15 protein-coding genes and 1 riboswitch are annotated in these 13165 nt (G+C 58.6%); of the genes, 8 read left to right on the top strand and 7 right to left on the bottom strand.

The window, feature by feature from the left end; all coding sequences use genetic code 11:
• The first annotated feature begins 3 nt into the window (after positions 1 to 3).
• The 5 genes from sufD (at position 4) to ACQQ2Q_RS10120 (ending at position 4381) form a co-directional block, all read left to right on the top strand.
• A complete protein-coding gene (gene sufD / locus ACQQ2Q_RS10140) occupies positions 4 to 1281 on the top strand; it encodes a Fe-S cluster assembly protein SufD (protein ID WP_428186951.1) in 1278 nt (425 codons plus the stop codon).
• Positions 1274 to 2521: a cysteine desulfurase gene (locus ACQQ2Q_RS10135; RefSeq protein ID WP_428186950.1), complete on the top strand. Its 1248-nt coding sequence runs from the start codon at positions 1274 to 1276 to the stop codon at positions 2519 to 2521. Before sufD ends, ACQQ2Q_RS10135 begins: the two co-directional genes overlap by 8 nt.
• A 12-nt stretch (positions 2522 to 2533) precedes the next feature.
• The gene (locus tag ACQQ2Q_RS10130) at positions 2534 to 2914 is read left to right on the top strand and encodes an SUF system Fe-S cluster assembly protein (RefSeq protein ID WP_428186949.1); all 381 of its coding nucleotides are present in this window, start codon (positions 2534 to 2536) and stop codon (positions 2912 to 2914) included.
• A gap of 75 nt (positions 2915 to 2989) precedes the next feature.
• Positions 2990 to 3376, top strand: coding sequence for a Fe-S cluster assembly scaffold SufA (sufA, locus tag ACQQ2Q_RS10125; RefSeq protein ID WP_428186948.1), 387 nt, complete (start codon positions 2990 to 2992; stop codon positions 3374 to 3376).
• A gap of 381 nt (positions 3377 to 3757) precedes the next feature.
• Positions 3758 to 4381: a LysE family translocator gene (locus tag ACQQ2Q_RS10120; RefSeq protein ID WP_428186947.1), complete on the top strand. Its 624-nt coding sequence runs from the start codon at positions 3758 to 3760 to the stop codon at positions 4379 to 4381.
• Positions 4382 to 4423: 42 nt separating this feature from the next.
• Here the strand turns inward: ACQQ2Q_RS10120 and ACQQ2Q_RS10115 are convergent, their stop codons facing one another.
• The 6 genes from ACQQ2Q_RS10115 to ACQQ2Q_RS10090 form a co-directional block, all read right to left on the bottom strand.
• Positions 4424 to 4747 (bottom strand): flagellar basal body protein, encoded by a 324-nt coding sequence (locus ACQQ2Q_RS10115; RefSeq protein WP_428186946.1) that lies wholly within the window; start codon positions 4745 to 4747, stop codon positions 4424 to 4426.
• Positions 4748 to 4978: 231 nt separating this feature from the next.
• Entirely contained in the window at positions 4979 to 5188 is a 210-nt protein-coding gene (locus ACQQ2Q_RS10110) for a cold-shock protein (protein ID WP_428186945.1), read from the bottom strand.
• Positions 5189 to 5525: 337 nt separating this feature from the next.
• Positions 5526 to 8390, bottom strand: a complete 2865-nt coding sequence (gene gcvP / locus ACQQ2Q_RS10105) for an aminomethyl-transferring glycine dehydrogenase (RefSeq protein WP_428186944.1) — start codon at positions 8388 to 8390, stop codon at positions 5526 to 5528.
• Positions 8387 to 8749: a glycine cleavage system protein GcvH gene (gcvH, locus tag ACQQ2Q_RS10100; RefSeq protein WP_428186943.1), complete on the bottom strand. Its 363-nt coding sequence runs from the start codon at positions 8747 to 8749 to the stop codon at positions 8387 to 8389. Before gcvH ends, gcvP begins: the two co-directional genes overlap by 4 nt.
• Positions 8750 to 8827: 78 nt before the next feature.
• On the bottom strand, positions 8828 to 10021 hold the full coding sequence (gcvT, locus tag ACQQ2Q_RS10095; protein WP_428186942.1) for a glycine cleavage system aminomethyltransferase GcvT: 1194 nt from the start codon (positions 10019 to 10021) through the stop codon (positions 8828 to 8830).
• A 117-nt stretch (positions 10022 to 10138) separates the two neighbouring features.
• Positions 10139 to 10225: riboswitch (glycine riboswitch) on the bottom strand.
• Between the two features lie 106 nt (positions 10226 to 10331).
• Complete coding sequence (locus ACQQ2Q_RS10090) at positions 10332 to 10517, bottom strand: DUF3008 family protein (protein ID WP_428186941.1); 186 nt, start codon at positions 10515 to 10517, stop codon at positions 10332 to 10334.
• A 212-nt stretch (positions 10518 to 10729) separates the two neighbouring features.
• On the opposite strand from ACQQ2Q_RS10090, the gene ACQQ2Q_RS10085 reads away from it, so the two are divergent.
• On the top strand, positions 10730 to 11104 hold the full coding sequence (locus ACQQ2Q_RS10085) for a hypothetical protein (protein WP_428186940.1): 375 nt from the start codon (positions 10730 to 10732) through the stop codon (positions 11102 to 11104).
• Positions 11105 to 11188: 84 nt separating this feature from the next.
• A complete protein-coding gene (locus tag ACQQ2Q_RS10080; RefSeq protein WP_428186939.1) occupies positions 11189 to 12190 on the top strand; it encodes a DUF1775 domain-containing protein in 1002 nt (333 codons plus the stop codon).
• A gap of 37 nt (positions 12191 to 12227) precedes the next feature.
• On the opposite strand, the gene ACQQ2Q_RS10075 is transcribed toward ACQQ2Q_RS10080, so the two are convergent.
• Positions 12228 to 12500, bottom strand: coding sequence for a hypothetical protein (locus ACQQ2Q_RS10075; RefSeq protein WP_428186938.1), 273 nt, complete (start codon positions 12498 to 12500; stop codon positions 12228 to 12230).
• A gap of 188 nt (positions 12501 to 12688) precedes the next feature.
• Here ACQQ2Q_RS10075 and crcB point away from each other — a divergent pair, with 188 nt between their 5' ends.
• Positions 12689 to 13066: a fluoride efflux transporter CrcB gene (crcB, locus tag ACQQ2Q_RS10070; RefSeq protein ID WP_428187483.1), complete on the top strand. Its 378-nt coding sequence runs from the start codon at positions 12689 to 12691 to the stop codon at positions 13064 to 13066.
• Positions 13067 to 13165 lie beyond the last annotated feature (99 nt).

Below are 13165 nucleotides of genomic sequence, written 5' to 3'. Positions count from 1 at the left end.
CCTATGGCATTGCAAGCAGCTAACAGGCCGACCGCCGCGGAAGACGCGCTGAATGAGGCCTATTCCAACCAGATCGGCTATATGCCGGGCGACGGCCGTGTCATGGCCGCGCGCGACAAGCTCTTCGACGAATTGAAGCGCGGCGGATTGCCGACACGGCGCATCGAAGCCTGGCACTACACGGATCTGAAAACGCTTTTGCGCACGGTCCCGACCGTTGATCCTGCATCGAGCGCTCGAGCCGTTGCCGCCTATGTGGCGCAGTCGACGCGGCTTGCCATCGAGCATGGACGGGCCAATGTGATCGACAGCCTGCCGGAAGGCCTGACCGTATCGCGCCTCAGCGAAGGATTGTCCGACGGCGTTGCCGCCGACGGTCTGGTTGCGTTCGACGCGAGCGATGCGATCGGTCGCCTGAATGGCAGTTTCGTGACCGATGGCTTCATGCTGTCGCTTGCCGCCGATACTGCCCTTGAGGCTCCGGTGGAGTTGCAATGCGTGCATGGCGGCGGACAGGTTCACAGCCGTTTCCCGGTCGAGATCGGGGCAGGCTCGAAGGCTCTCATCATCGAACGTCATCTATCGACGGGCGAGGGCGCTGCTCTCGTATCGGCCGTCAGTGACATGACTGTCGGTGATGGCGCGGAGCTCACCTGGGTCATCGTTCAGACGCAGGGTGCGGACGACACGCATCTTGGCCAGTTCAAGCTTGCCATCGGTGCCGACGCCAATGTGCGCCTCGTCATCGTCAATGCCGGCGGGAAACTGGTGCGTCAGGAAATTCACGCTGCCACCAAGGGCGAAGGTTCGGATTTCAAACTTCGGGCGGTCAATCTGCTCGGCGGTGAAACCCATACCGACATCACCATGACGCTTGGCCACGATCTGCCCAATACGACCTCGACGGAAGTGATCCGCAGCGTGGTGTTCGATCGCGCCCATGGCGTTTTCCAGGGCCAGATCCGGGTCGCGCCGGATGCGCAGAAGACCGACGCCCGCATGGCCTGCAACACATTGCTGTTGTCGGATGACGGAGAGTTTTCCGTCAAGCCCGAGCTTGAGATCTTTGCCGATGACGTTCAATGCGCACACGGGGCAACGGTTGCCGATATCGATCATAACCATCTCTATTACATGATGGCGCGCGGCATCCCCGAGAAGAAGGCGCGTGCCCTTCTGATCAATGCCTATGTGGCGGAAGTTGTCGAGGAGCTGGACGACGAGGCGCTGGTTGAGGCGCTGGAAGGCACGATTTCCGATTGGCTGGAAAATTATGGCTGATACGCTACCGACATCGAAAGGCTACGACATCGACGCCATCCGCAAGGATTTTCCGATCCTGTCGCGCACGGTTCACGATGGCAAACCGCTGGTCTATCTCGACAGTGCGGCCTCGGCACAGAAGCCCCAGGTGGTGATCGATGCGATTTCGAAGGCCTATTCGAACGAATATGCCAATGTGCATCGAGGCCTGCATTTTCTATCCAATGCGGCCACCGATGCCTATGAGGCAGCTCGCGAGAAAGTGCGGCGTTTTCTGAACGCGCCGTCGGTGGATGATCTCGTCTTCACCAAATCCTCCACCGAGTCGATCAATACGGTCGCCTATGGCTGGGGCATGCAGAATATCGGCGAGGGTGACGAGATCGTCATCTCGATCATGGAGCACCACTCCAACATCGTGCCATGGCATTTCATTCGGGAACGTCAGGGGGCCAAGCTCGTCTGGGCGCCGGTGACGGATGAGGGTGCATTCGATCTGGAAGCCTTCGAAAACTGCCTGACCGAGCGTACCAAGCTGGTGGCCCTGACCCATATGTCGAATGCACTCGGCACGGTGGTGCCGATCAAGGAGGTCTGCCGGATCGCCCATGCACGCGGCATTCCGGTTCTGGTCGACGGCTCGCAAGGCGCTGTTCATATGCCGGTCGACGTGCAGGACCTGGATTGCGACTGGTATGCGGTGACAGGCCACAAGCTTTATGGTCCCTCCGGCATTGGCGTTCTCTATGGCAAGGCCGAGCGCTTGCGAGAAATGCAGCCCTTCATGGGTGGCGGTGAGATGATCGTCGATGTGACCGAGGAGACGGTGACCTACAACGATCCGCCGCACCGTTTCGAGGCCGGTACACCGCCGATCGTGCAGGCCATCGGACTTGGGTATGCGCTGGATTACATGGATGGCATCGGTCGAGAGGCCATCGGCGCCCATGAAGCAGATCTGCGCGATTATGCCCATGAGCGCTTGTCGGCGATCAATTCCCTGAAGATCTATGGCAATGCGCCGGGCAAGGGGGCAATCTTCTCGTTTGAACTTGCCGGCATTCACGCCCATGATGTGTCGATGTTGATTGACCGCAAGGGGGTGGCCGTTCGTGCCGGTACCCATTGCGCGCAGCCACTGCTTCAGCGTTTTGGTGTGACCTCGACATGTCGTGCCTCATTCGCCATGTATAACACCAGAGCCGATGTCGACGCGCTTGCCGATGCGCTCGATTATGCCCGTACGTTTTTTGCTTGAGGACTGAAGACCATGAGTGTCGACGACAGTGAAGCCAAGATCGATGTTCGCGAGGGCATTGTAACGTCCAGCATTCCGACGCAGGAACTGGCGCGTCTGTCCGATGACGTCGTCTCTGCGTTGAAGTCGGTTTATGACCCGGAAATTCCGGCGGATATCTTCGAGCTCGGTCTGATCTACAAGATCGACATCGAGGACGACCGTATGGTCAAGATCATGATGACGCTTACCGCCCCGGGTTGCCCGGTCGCCGGCGAAATGCCGGGCTGGGTGGAAAACGCCGTTGGTGCCGTCGAAGGTGTATCCGGTGTGGAGGTCGAAATGACCTTCGATCCGCCATGGACGCCCGATCGCATGTCGGAAGAGGCACAGGTTGCCGTCGGCTGGTATTGATCCGTTAAGGTCGCGATACTAGATTCAGAACCAGGTCTTCCGGGCCTTGAACCCGGTGAGGTTAGGAGAATTCATATGGCATTCCAGATCATGACGATGACTGACGCGGCAGCAGACCGCGTCAAGGCCATTGTCGAGAATTCCGGACCGGACGCCAAGGGCGTGCGGGTCGGCATCAAGAAGGGTGGTTGTGCGGGGATGGAATATACCGTCGACCTCGTCAAGGAACCCGATGCCCGCGACGACATGGTAACCCATGGCGGCGCCAGCGTGTGGATCGATCCGGCCGCCACGCTGTATCTGCTCGGCACCCAGATGGATTTCGAAGTGACCAAGTTCCGCTCCGGCTTTGTCTTCAGCAACCCCAACCAGACGTCTGCTTGCGGCTGCGGCGAATCGGTCGAACTCCAGGCAGCCGATCTGGCAGAACTGGCCCGACAGAAGCAGGCTGCGGAAGCATAGGCCTTCGGTCTACGTCATTACGTGTTTGTGCGCCCGGCCATTGTGCCGGGCTTTTTGCTGGCTGGAAGACATCTGACAGGCCGTGATGTTGCCTGGCGGGGCGATAACGGAGGACTCGTCTTCATTCCTGTGCTTGTCACAGGAATCCAGCCCCGCGTCTGCGCGAAGAGATGACAGCTTGCCGTTTGCTCTTAGTCCGCGAAGGCTTCGCTTGCGCGATCGACATCGTGTCGCCGGACCCCGGGACAGGTCCAGGGTGAGGGATATTGGAACTTCGCTGGCGTGAAATCGTCATCATTGGCGGCGCGGTAAAAAATTCGGCTCCGCGATCATAAAATAAGGCATGATGACTTTGTCATTCCATAGAGGCGTGCCGCTGACATGCTGTTTATTCTTGCCAAGGGGTTTGTGCTCGGCCTTGCCATTGCGGCCCCGTTGGGGCCCATTGGAACGCTCTGCATTTCGCGGACACTTGAGCGTGGATTCTTAGTCGGACTCGCCGGTGGGGTGGGTACTGCGCTTGCCGATGCGACCTATGCGGCATTGGCGGCCGCCGGCTTTGCGGCTTTCGCCCGGTTTCTCGATGCGATCTCGTTACCGCTGCAATTGGCTGGTGGCGCTTTCCTGTTGTGGCTCGGTGTAACAAACCTTCGACCGCGACGCGACGTCAGGCCCGCAAGGGTCGGTACCCGAGACGTACTGTCGACGACGGTTAGCACCTATCTTCTGACCATGGCCAATCCCACGACGATCCTTTCCTTCGCCGCGATCTTTGCGGGTCTCGGTCTGGCAGGAGAGGGAGACTGGTTTGGGGCCATATCGCTGGTCGCAGGTGTATTTGCCGGATCGATGCTGTGGTGGTTGTGTTTGTGCGGGCTTGTCACGCAGTTGCGTTATCGTCTGCCGAAGGCGTTTGCGAACTGGGTATCGCGCATCTCTGGACTGGTGTTGATCGCGTTTGGAGCCGTTGCGGTGGTGTTGGGGCTGCAAGGATTATTGGTGTAATCGCTGCCGGTTCGACTTCAATTACGTCGAGCGCCGCTCCCCTCAGTCCCGCTTGATGCTCATCAGCACATCCCACATGTCGGCACCGGTTTCCCAGACGGCCGCATTGGCTTTGAACCCGATTTCGGATTCGATGGTGGAGAGCATTTCCCGGCCGAGGTCGACATTGGAGGTGTCGGGGAAGGTCATGTCTTGGGAGGATCGGACGGTTGTTTCCACGCCAGCGGGCGAGGATGAGAATGCGGTGACCTGGCGGTCATAGCCGGGCGTCATGACATTGGCGACATTGTTGGCAGTGGTCGATAGCTTGCGCGTATTGGCCTGCATGCCCGACAAGGCGGTGTTCATGATTGCGGAAATGCTCATTGCTCACCCGTGCTGTGTTGACGGATGAGAGTTTAGTCAGGGTTTTTTAGGAAAGTCTGAACGATCAAGGTAACGGGAATGTTGCGCTGATCTCCCGCTTTGTGCCGAATTGGAGCAATGTCGTGCGGCGCTTTGGCTCGCTCACGCGAAAAGGCCGGGCTCAAGGCCCGGCCAATTCATGCTGATTGATTGTGGTGACCGCCCATTGAAGGACGATCTCCCTGCGGCGCCTCAGGCGGCCTGCAGGTTGTCAGCGGAGCTCTTGCCCGAACGCTTGTCCTGAACGATGTCGTACGAGACCTTCTGGCCTTCGTCGAGACCGGCAAGGCCTGCGCGCTGAACTGCGGAGATGTGAACGAACACGTCCGGCGTGCCATCATCCGGCTGGATGAAGCCATAACCCTTGGTGCTGTTAAACCACTTTACGATACCTGTAGACATAACGATTTCCTTTCAAATCGCTTGTGGGCCCGGTCGAGAATGACCGACAGTAGATCGACTATGAGAGGAAATCTGAATGGGCTTTGAGGGCCGGCAACAGTCGCTAGCAAAGTTCGATTTGGATTAATTACGGATTCGGACAAAAAAATGCAAGAGTTTGATCGCGGGAATTGCGCCGGATTTACCACAAACTGGTGGCTCTTACTCTTTTCCCTAAGGGGCAAGTCTTTGATATCGCAGTCTTCCAAGTGAGTGCTGACGTAACCTGTGACCCTTGGCCCTCTCCCCTCATCGGGGGAGAAGGCGATTTTCTCCTGTCAGACAAGCGCTGGACTATTTACTCAGCCGCCTCTGCATATTCGCTCATTGGCGGGCAAGTGCAGATGAGGTTGCGGTCGCCATAGACATTGTCGACGCGGTTGACGGAGGACCAGTATTTGTCCACCCGGAAGGCCCCCGGCGGGAAGCAGGCCTGTTCGCGCGAATAGGGTCTTGTCCATTCGCCGACGAGGTCTTCCACGGTATGCGGTGCGTTCTTGAGCGGATTGTCGGTCTTGTTCATCCGACCGTCTTCCACCATGCGTGCCTCTTCGCGAATGGCCAGCATGGCCTCGCAGAAGCGATCGATCTCGGCCTTGGTTTCCGATTCCGTCGGCTCGATCATCAGCGTGCCGGCGACCGGCCAGCTCATGGTCGGAGCGTGGAAGCCGCAGTCGATCAGGCGCTTGGCCACATCGTCGACAGTAATGCCGCAGCTGTCGTTGAGCGGGCGGGTGTCGACGATGCATTCATGAGCCACGCGTCCGGCCTCAGACTTGTAGAGCACGTCGTATGCACCCTTCAGGCGGCAGGCGATGTAGTTGGCGTTGAGGATCGCCACCTTGGTTGCCTGGGTCAGGCCTTCTCCACCCATCATCAGGCAATAGGACCAGGAGATCGGCAGGATCGAAGGCGAGCCGTAAGGGGCGGCCGATACCGCGCCGGGTCGACCATCGGTTGCCGTGTGTCCCGGCAGATGGTCTGCCAGATGCGCCTTCACACCGATCGGTCCCATGCCCGGTCCGCCGCCGCCATGGGGAATGCAGAAGGTCTTGTGCAGGTTGAGATGAGACACGTCGGAGCCGATATCGCCGGGACGGGCAATGCCGACCATGGCGTTCATGTTGGCACCGTCGAGATAGACCTGTCCGCCATGCTTGTGGGTGATTTCGCAGATCTCGCGCACCGTTTCCTCAAACACACCATGGGTTGAAGGATAGGTGATCATGCAGCAGGATAGATTCTCTGCATATTTTTCTGCCTTTTCGCGGAAATCGTCGATATCGACGTCGCCGTTTTCGCGCGCCTTGACCGGCACCACCGTCATTCCGGCCATTTGCGCCGAAGCCGGGTTGGTGCCGTGCGCGGAGGTCGGGATGAGGCAGATGGTGCGGTGGGTATCGCCATTGGCAATGTGATAATTGCGGATGGTCAAAAGGCCCGCATATTCCCCTTGCGCACCGGAGTTCGGCTGCATCGAGATCGCATCATATCCGGTGACGGCGCAGAGCTTTTCGCTCAGATCGTCAATCATCTCCTTGTAACCCAATGCCTGATCGGCGGGAGCGAAGGGGTGGATGTCGGCAAATTCCGGCCAGGTGATCGGCAGCATTTCGGCCGTGGCGTTCAGCTTCATGGTGCAGGATCCGAGCGGGATCATGGCCCGGTCGAGTGCCAGATCCCGGTCCGACAGTCGGCGGATATAGCGGGTCATCTCGCTTTCCGCGCGGTTCATGTGGAAGATCGGGTGGCTCAGATAGTCGCTTCGACGCAGAAGATCCTTCGGCAGTCGGTAGTCTGCGGTGAATTCGGCAACGGCGAACGCGCCGCCGAAGGCGCGCCAGACGGCTTCCAGCACGGCTGGGCGGGTGCGCTCATCAAGCGCGATGCCGATCTTCGTTGCGCCGACCTTGCGCAGGTTCACACCTTCGGCGACGGCCGCCCGCAGGATGAGGCCCTGCATATGACCGACCTCGACAGTGATCGTGTCGAAAAAGGTCTCCGGTTCGACAGCATAGCCGAGCTTTTCGAGACCCTTTGCCATCAGGACAGCCTTGCGGTGTACCTGCTGGGCGATGGCCTTGATACCCTGTGGACCGTGGAAGACGGCATACATGGAGGCCATAACAGCCAGTAGAACCTGCGCGGTGCAGATATTCGATGTCGCCTTTTCGCGGCGGATATGCTGTTCGCGGGTCTGCAACGACAGGCGATAGGCGCGGTTGCCGCGGGCATCGACGGAAACGCCGACGAGACGACCGGGCATCGAGCGCTTGATGGCGTCCTTGACTGCCATGAATGCCGCATGCGGGCCGCCATAACCAACCGGAACGCCGAAGCGCTGCGAGGAGCCGATAGCGATATCGGCTTCCATGTCTCCCGGCGATTTCAAGAGCGCCAGCGCCAGAAGATCGGTTGCGACGGTGGCAATCGCGCCGGTCTGGTGGAGGCGGGCGATCAGGCCGGAGAAATCGTGGCAATGACCATGGGTGCCCGGATACTGGAAGATCGCACCGAACACCTCTGTCGGGTCGAGGTCGGAGAAGGGATTGCCGACGATGACCTGCCAGCCAAGCGGTGCCGCGCGAGTCTGGATCACGTCGATGGTCTGCGGGTGGCAATCCTTGTCGACGAAGAAGGCGTTGGCCTTGGATTTCGAGACGCGCTGCGCCATGGCCATGGCTTCGGCTGCCGCGGTCGCTTCGTCCAGCAACGAGGCATTGGCGACGTCGAGGCCGGTCAGATCGGTGATCATGGTCTGAAAGTTCAACAGCGCTTCCAGGCGTCCCTGGCTGATCTCCGGCTGGTAGGGCGTATAGGCCGTATACCAGGCGGGATTTTCCAGGATATTGCGCTGGATTACCGGCGGCGTGATGGTGCCGTAATAGCCCTGACCGATGAGCGAGGTCAGCGCCTTGTTCTTGTTGGCCGTCTCGCGCAGCTTGTCGAGCGCTTCGCGTTCCGTCATCGGCGCACCCCAGGTCAGCGGCACGTCCTGACGAATGGAGGCCGGAACCGTGGCATCAATGAGGTTATCGAGGGTCTTGTAGCCGATCACCTTGAGCATCTCGTCCATTTCGGCCGGCGAGGGTCCGATATGGCGGCGATTGGCGAAATCGTATGGATCGTAATCGGTAAACTGGAATTCTGTTGGCGTGGTCATGCGATCAGCTCTTGGTAGGCGGATTCATCGAGAAGGGCGTCGGCATCGGCGGCATTCTTCAGCTTCAGCTTGAAGAACCAGCCCTTGCCCTGTGGATCGGAGTTGACCAGCGACGGATCGTCGGCGATTGCCTGGTTAACTTCGACGATCTCGCCATCGAGCGGGCAATAGACTTCGGAGGCTGCCTTGACGCTCTCAACTGTCGCTGCGTCCGCACCCTTGTCGAATTCCGCACCTTCGTCTGGAAGTTCAACGAAAACGAGATCGCCGAGCTGCTCGGCAGCGTGTGCGGTAATGCCAACGGTCGCAACGTCGCCGTCGATCTGCAGCCATTCATGTTCAGCAGTGAATTTCAGCATTGGAGGATCCTCTCAAAGGGAATGGGGAATGGATAGAAAAATAGGACTATGTCGGATTTCCACCGCCACACCGCGCGCCTATCGCTTGTAGCCGGGCGTGATGAAGGGGAGAGCCGAGACGATGAGCGGCAGATATTTTCCGCGCACTTCAGCGAAAACCGTCGTCCCGGGCTCGGTCTTGTCCGTGGGCAGATAACCCATGGCAACGGGGCTTTCGACCGAAGGACCAAAACCGCCGGATGTGACGTGTCCGATTTCGGTTTGGCCGTCGGCATCGGCAAAGAGCCTGGCCGGTGCTCGAACGGGTGCCTTGCCTTCAGGCTTCAGGCCGACCCGACGACGGCTGGTGCCGTTTTCCAGTTCGCCCAGAATGCGCTCGGCCCCCGGGAATCCCCCTTCGCGTTCGCCACCCCTGCGGCGGACTTTCTGGATTGCCCATTCCAGGCCGGCTTCGATGGGGCTGGTGGTGGTGTCGATGTCATTGCCATAGAGACACAGACCAGCCTCCAGCCGCAACGAATCGCGGGCACCAAGGCCGATGGCCTCGCAGTCTGGATGACCGAGGAATATTTCGGTCAGTTCGGTGGCGCGCTCAGCCGGCACGGAAAGTTCATAGCCATCTTCGCCGGAATAGCCGGAGCGTGACACCATGCACTCGATATCGTGCAGCGGTCCTTCCCGCATATCCATGAATTTCATGGCGGCAAGGCCAGCCCACAGTTCCGGTACGACCTGACCGGCACGGGGTCCCTGGATTGCCAGAAGAGCGCGATTTTCCAGAACCTCAATGTCGCAAGCCTCGGACAGATGTGCCTTCATATGGGCGATATCTGCATCCTTGCAGGCCGCGTTGACAACGACAAACAGATGATCGCCGCGATGGGTGATCATCAGGTCATCGAGAATGCCGCCATTGTCATCGGTGAAAAAGCCATAGCGCTGGCGGCCGTCTTTGAGCCCGAGAAGATCGACAGGCACCAGTTTTTCCAATGCCAGAGCGGCATCCTCGTACCGTCCGGACTTGGCACGCACGAGCACTTGTCCCATGTGCGATACGTCGAACAATCCAGCCTTTTCACGGGTCTGGAGATGCTCCTTCATCACGCCCAGCGGATATTGCACGGGCATGTCATAGCCCGCGAACGGCACCGTGCGGGCACCAAGTTTCACATGCAGATCGTGCAGCGGGGTGGTTTTCAGTGTGGGCTTTTCGTCCACAGGGGCCTCCAGGTCTTGTGCGGCCGGATCGAAACGCCCGGCGCACTGGCTCATGTCTGGCGCTTGCTGCGCCGGTTCATCGAGCCCCCTCTGTCCCTTTGCCTGAGATTGTTATCCCTTCGGCAAGTGCCTTCCCTTATGGCGGGCGGCTCTATTCTCCAGAGTTCCTATCGGCACCTTGTGGTCCTGTTGCCTGAGAGTTTCCGGGGCGGTTGCTCCTTCGGCACCGGATCAAACCGGTTCTCCCAACAAGGTCAGGTTGCCATTATCGATGGCTGCGGCATGTTGGCAATAGCCAAACGTCGTTCTCAGCCAATTTTTTGTCGCGTCGGTGCGACACCTGAGGCTGGAAGACGCATTGGGTTCAGTCGGACTTCTTGTCCGGCAGACCTTTGCGCTTGGACTCTGCCAGATCTTCCAATTCCTTTTCCGTCATCGATTCAACCATCTGTTTCGATGCGCCCTGAAGTTTGGATTTGGGCATGTCGCCGCGTTTTGCAGCAAGCGCGGCGCCTGCTGCCTTCTGCTGGGCTTTGGATTGTGCTGGCATGAAAGCCTCCTCAGTTCTGAACGTGATGGACGCTCAAAGCATGAAGGGCGGGGTTGGTTCCCGGCAGGGACAATGACGGATGCAAGTTTGTCCCGATCGTCACTGTTTTCACAGGTCGCTCGAGCGGGCTGCTACGTGTTGCCGCAGGCTGATGGCCTTTGCCTTCCACTCTGTTTCCGGCTAAGCAGTCGCTGACATATTCGGGGACGGTTATGACGGCTAATCTGACAAGGGCGACATTGTATCTGCGCATCCTCTGCGCCGTTGCACTGGTGTCTTTGGCATTCGCCCACAAACCGCCCCAGGTTCTGGCAGCCATTATCGAGACGACGGCTCTGCAATTGCCGGACGGCAGCTATGCCGATCTCTGCATTGGCGAGAGAGGGACCTCGATTCCGGGAATTCCCGCCGGCAAATGCGAGGCCTGCCTTTTGGGCGGCCAGACCGTGTTGCCTCCGCCTTCCGATTGCTCGTGGCTGATTGCCAGTTTTGCTTCGCTTGAAAATCGCCCTGTCAGCGACAAGGCCGTTCCGGTTGCAAGCCCCGTTGCCCAGCCGCGCTCTCGCGGACCGCCTGCGTTCTCCTGACACTATCGTTTACCCACGATATTTCATCATCCCAGATCGGGATTTCGGTCGGCGTTGTGACGTCCGGCTGTTCAGGAGACACTTATGAACAAGCATATCAATTTCACCCTTGCCGGCCTTTTGGGCCTCGGCTTTGCCCACTCGGCGCTTGCGCATGCCACCTTCGCCAACGATCCGGTCAAGGTCGGGTCTTATGTTGCCGCCACACTGCAAGTGCCGCATGGTTGCGATGGCAAGGCGACCACGGATGTCGAGGTCAAGCTGCCGGAAGGCTTTATCTCTGCCAAGCCTCAGCCCAAGGCTGGCTGGGACCTGGAGATCATCCAGGGTGACTACCAAAAGGCCTATGACAATCACGGCAAGCAGATCACGTCGGGTCCGGTAGAGATCCGCTGGAAGAACGGCGATTTGCCGGATGACAACTACGATACCTTCGTTATCTACGGCAAAGTTGCAGAGGCTGGTCCGGCAGGCCTTGCCTTCCCGACTGTCCAGCTTTGCGGCACGGACGGCGAGGTGGCATGGACCGAGATTGCAGCAGAGGGCGTCGATCCGCATTCGCTTGCTCATCCTGCACCCGTGCTGAAGATCGCCTCCGGTGAGGCTGCCGGTCACGATCATGGTGCGATGAATCATGATGCCATGGACCACGGTTCGATGGATATGGGGGCGATGGCTCCAGCGGACGGCGCTTCTGTGACAATTGGCGATCTCGAGCTCACTGGCGGTTTCACCAAGGCGATGCTTCCAGGCCAACCTGTCGGTGGCGGTTTCATCACCATCCACAACAGTGGCCACCATGATGATCGCCTCGTTTCGGTGTCATCACCGAGCGCTGGAGAGGTCCAGTTGCACGAAATGGCCATGCAGGGCGAGGTCATGAAAATGCGCGCGCTCGATGACGGTATTGCGATCCCTGCCGGTGAGACGGTTTCCCTTCAGCCCGGAGGCCTGCACATGATGTTTATGGCGGTGAAGGAACCCTTCGTTGAAGGGAAGACTGTCAACGTCACAATCACCTTTGAGAAGGCCGGGACGGTTGACGTGTCATTGCCGGTGATTTCGGCTTCGGGAAAGAAAAACTGAGTTTACTGGTGACGACGCGGGCGGTTGCGCCCGCGTCTCATTGACCGGCCTTGTATGCTTCCACGGCCTGGGTCAGCGTTGCCTGTTCAAATCGCGGCGTAGACGCTGTCAGCCAGTATAGCGACAGGGCCGGGGGCTTGATCACGGTCATCATGGCGCGAAGAGAGAAATCTTCGCTCTTTTGGGCCAGTTCCGCCAATGCGCGGGTTTGTTCTTCCGCGAGAGAGCTTCGCGTGACCTTTTGAGTCTTTTGATGCGTATCCGCGGCGTAGTGCGCGGTTTGGGCCGATATGGTCAGAACCTGTGTCATGTGTTTCACCGCAAAAGTGTTTCGCGATTACTATGCACGTGAAATGAATATGCATTTTAAACTTCGGCATCTGTATTTTATTCAAATGCAATATGCCGAGCAGGTCTCTTTTGTTGCCTGCGGCGAGCATGATCGCTATGGGGGGATAAAAGGGTCCGTCGCGGCCTTTACGGAAACGAAGGCGATTGATCATGCATATTCTTCTTGTGGCGCTGGGCGGCGCCTGCGGCTCAGTTCTGCGATATCTTGTCGGGCTCTTCACGATACGATGGCTCGGGCCCAATTTTCCCTGGGGCACCATCACCGTGAATATTCTGGGCTCGCTTATGATCGGTTTGTTTGCCGAGCTGGTATTGCGCAAGTTCAACGCGTCGGCAGATATGCGGGTCCTGATCGTGACCGGTTTTCTGGGCGGTTTTACAACCTTTTCCGCGTTTTCACTGGACTTCATTTCGCTTGTCGAGCGGGGCGCCTTTGCCTCGGCAGCTGCCTATATGATCTTCAGTATCGTCTTGTCCGTGGCCGCTGTTTTCGCTGGCCTGACGATCGGGCGTATCATCTTCTGAAATCCTTTTCGCCATTAAGGTTGTCCGATGGCGGTGAAATGCAGTAAAGCCGGCGCTTGAAGAGACATTAGTGGGCGCGCGCGCCTGAGCGAAAGTGAC

Source organism: Agrobacterium sp. ES01 (assembly GCF_050320885.1).
Lineage (GTDB): Bacteria > Pseudomonadota > Alphaproteobacteria > Rhizobiales > Rhizobiaceae > Allorhizobium.
The sequence above is the reverse complement of the archived record's forward strand: the minus strand, read 5'-3'. Positions and strand labels throughout refer to the sequence as shown.